The following is a 3,990-nucleotide window of genomic DNA, read 5'->3' as shown; positions in this document are numbered from 1 at the left end:
TCTGCCGAAGCCGCATCCAGCCCTGACCGGTGGTAATGGAGAAGCCAAAATAAAGCCGCAGCTAAATCGGATTGATACTTGAGTGGATCGAGCTTGGCAAGACGTTCGTAAATCTTAATTCGCTCACGTATTGCCATAGCACCTTCCTTGGGTTTTCCTATATTAGCTAGTGTTGAAGCTAATGAAAGAAACGCGTGAGCCCGGTCAATCCAAGGTTGCGGACAAGCTAGTATATTATCTTCGATGACCGGCTTCTCAGTATTTTGAAAATCAAGAACAATAGGAACGTCACAACCAGGGTGGCCAATTGTAATATAAGCTTCATGACCGCCAGGTGAATTCAAATACTCGCCTTCAATTAGTGGTAATGATGTAAAATCCACTACTGGATTCTCTTCATCCATAAGGAAAATTCTCGCTCGATATTTTTCCAAAGATGGGTGAAGCCAGACTTTAAAATGACGGTCGTCTGCCGTATGAAATACATAATTCCCACCGTAAGCAAGTTTATCTGGAAGAGTAACATTACGCTCCAGCGTTAGCCGTTTAAATGTCTCGAAGTCTAGAGGTGCTGACTGAGCTTTAAGATCATAAGCATATAGCATTCCCAAGTTTTCAAGTGGGGTATCGAGTTGATTGGACTGCGCAGGCGGGGTCCGGTAAATAGAAAGATACAGACCCATTTGTTCAAGATCAATAAAGAGCCATCGCTCCATCTGAAATGATCCGTCATGAGAAGAAAGAAGGTTTAAGTTATCGTTGCCGGCACCCTTCCAACCTAAGAACAAGCGATTGGCATGAGAGGCAAGAGTGGGTGATTGCTCACTGGTGTCGCCTAGTACTACAGTACCTTCCAGTCCTTCAATTCCGAAAGCTCCTGTTGTATTGCTAAAGAGTGCCACTTTGGAAATATTAAGATTCCCCTTTCCCCTGCCCGTCCATGCCATATACAAACGCCCGCCATGAGAAACCAGAGCTGGCGAGTAATGGCTGGTGTCACCAAATACTTTCTTTCCATGAAAATGCAGCTCATTATTATTGGAGAACATTAGGTTAAGGTTGTCATTACCTGCACCCTTCCACGCCAAGAATAACCGACCGTTATGGGAAGTTAAGGCTGGTGACTTTTCACTGGTATCGTTTAGTACCACCTTACCTTCCAAACCATTAATTCTCAGTCCTTCTATATCACTTATAGCCACTTTGGCAACATTAAGTTTCCCTTCTCCTACGCCTGTCCATGCTAAAAATAAATTCCCTTCATGGGAAACTAGAGCTGGAGCGTAAGGGGTGGTATCTTTAAACGTTTTCTTAATAGGAAAGCTTGTTCTTTCTATATTGGAGGCCATTAAATTTAAATTGTTATTACCAGCCCCTTTCCATGCCAAGAATAATCGACCATTATGAAAAGCTATAGCTGGCGATTCATCGCTAGTGTCATTCATGACTACTTTACCTTCAAGACTTTCAATACCTGGAAGTTTAAGTTTGTCTGTTGTGTAGACCTTGGCCGAATTCAAATTCTTATTACCAGAGCCTTTCCAGGCCAAAAATAGTTGTCCATCGTCAGAACTAAGCGATGGAGCATGGGTTGAGGTATCGTTAAATACTTTTTTTTCGGAAGGGCGCAAGTTTGCTCCGCAAGCAAATCCCATATGCACGGCGTTGTTTACAGCACGACGTTCATCCGGGTAAGGGTCAAAACGAATAAGGTCTGCGAATCGGACATCGGCTTTGGTAGGGAGAAGAGTTGTTGATTGAGCAATAGCCGTTTGTTTATATTTTGTAAATTCATCCCCTCCATAGCCACTATTTAAAAATGTACCACCAGCCGTTAGCAAAAACGAAGGAGAGTTATAGTAGATTTCTATCCCTCCTTCGGCTTGGTCATTTGTCCCTTGTAACACCGGTCGTTTCCCATGGTAGAAACGATGTTGGAAAGCTTGAGCCACAGTGCTCGGTTTCATAGCGAGAATATATGCAGCCACTGGAGGACGATAGGTGGCAAGTCCAGCAATCAAAGCTTCAAAAGCCCACCCGGCAGGAAATTGGTTTGTTGGCTTTCCTTCTATATCAGTGGGACCAGCATACATGAGAAAAAAGCCAATGACCGCATCCTTGCCTTTTCCTTGCGGTCTCAATAGCTCGTTATGCTCATTGGTCGGAAGGTTGACAAACTCCTTCAACCGGCGAAAAGGATTGATTCGTCGCTGCCTGTTACTCGAGACTGCGAATTTCATCGTAGTATAATCAAGCAAAATTTGCGCAGCGGTTCGAATTGATTCGTCCCGAGCGAACTCGTAAAGATTCAGGATCGCATGCAAAGTGAGCCGTTGATAAGGACGAGAGTTGAATTCAAGAAAATCATATTTTGCAATTGTATGCATATAATCTAATAGCCATTTAGTTAACCCGTTCCTATTGGTGTTGTCGTAGCTCTCATCACCAGTCTCGTCAAATAAGAGTTGATTCACCAAATACTTGGTACTATTGATCATTAAAAGATGGTTTTCAGTTTCTGGAATTTCTTCCGTTGGAAGAAGTTTAAATGATTCATGCACCGGGTTATGGGGTCCGCTTATTTCTGCGGGGACAAATTTGTCTAGGATAAGCCTTAAATCATAATCGGTCAAAAAATGGCGGTATCGATAGATAATGACCATTAAGCCTTTGAGAGCCATATCATAGTCGCCTTGACGATTTAACTTAATTCCTAATACTAGTTCTTCATCATGAATCGATGTTCCCACTTTACCGTGTTCTACCTCCAACCTTTTTAGCGCATTTACTGTTTCCACGGCCAAGTGTTTTTGGTCCTCTTCTGGAATTCTTGAATCAAGGCTGTCTTGAGCAGTCTGTAGATGAGAAATTAGAATAATTGTTTTATTCTCATCTAAAAAACCATTCACATCAGCTAAAGAATGTCTGCTTGCATATTCGTTAGCAATAGCACTTGCTCTAAAACTGTGACTAGCAAATGCGTGAGCTGGGGTTCCATCCATAGCAACGGCGTGTGCAGGAAGTTCATAATCCATGTGAATCATCTCTCCTTTTGAAATAATTGGAGTTTATGGAAGAACTTGATTACGTTCGGTCTAAGTTATGAAGTAATTAACAGACAGATTAATCTAGATGGAGATTTGGTGATAGATAAAGTAGTAATTAGAGTTAAGTAGATTTCTCTATAATCTATTCATTTCTTTCATTAGACTCTCTAATAAAAACAAAATTTTTTACGTATATGAAGAAACCTAGCTACCCTCGAATTACTGTGGTGTTAGGTTTCTCCATTTGTAAGAGCATGCATGCAGACTCTTTGATTTTAATAACTGATTAGTAATTTGTCTTCCTAGGTAGTAGACTGTCCTCGAAGATAAATGGACGAAATATCCGTGCCCTGATGAGTTGTTGTTAAAAAATGAGTTAGTCCTGAGCCGCCCGGATCTGATTATGAACGTAATGAAAGTACTCATTTTGGAGGACTTTTGGACGGGTAAGCAACTCCTCCAGCTTCTGGAGGTTTGTCCATGTCTCGCCTATCGTGGCCGCTCGGTACCATAGGTTTACCACAGTTGCCTTCTGCTCAATATTCATAGTATTCCATGCTTGTCCCGATTTCGGCGTATATTCGGAACTAGTTGCGCCTTTACATACCCATCCAGGGNCGCTCGGTACCATAGGTTTACCACAGTTGCCTTCTGCTCAATATTCATAGTATTCCATGCTTGTCCCGATTTCGGCGTATATTCGGAACTAGTTGCGCCTTTACATACCCATCCAGGGATGAAGCTGTCCCGTTCAAGCTGCCAAGCATGGACCAATTCATGGATGAACACCTCTCCGGGGGTTGGGTAGTTACTACCGCGTGTTGTTCCCATTGGGTTTTGGAAGACTTCGTCTCCTAGATTTAGAAGAACCCCACCATCGATATTGGGAGCCACGAAAATCCTACCTCCAAGTCCGGTCAAATTGGTCAGGATGATCCGTTCA

The 3,990-nt window shown here is 42.6% G+C and carries 1 protein-coding gene; it reads right to left on the bottom strand.

The window, feature by feature from the left end; genetic code table 11:
* A partial coding sequence (locus tag K8U60_RS18875) for a hypothetical protein (protein ID WP_223643627.1) occupies positions 1–3,035 on the bottom strand: 3,035 nt, incomplete at its 3' end.
* Positions 3,036–3,990: the final 955 nt, after the last annotated feature.

The sequence above is a fragment of the Planococcus circulans genome (genome assembly GCF_020023385.1).
Lineage (GTDB): Bacteria > Bacillota > Bacilli > Bacillales_A > Planococcaceae > Planococcus.
This window is presented reverse-complemented; position numbering and strand designations above follow the sequence as displayed.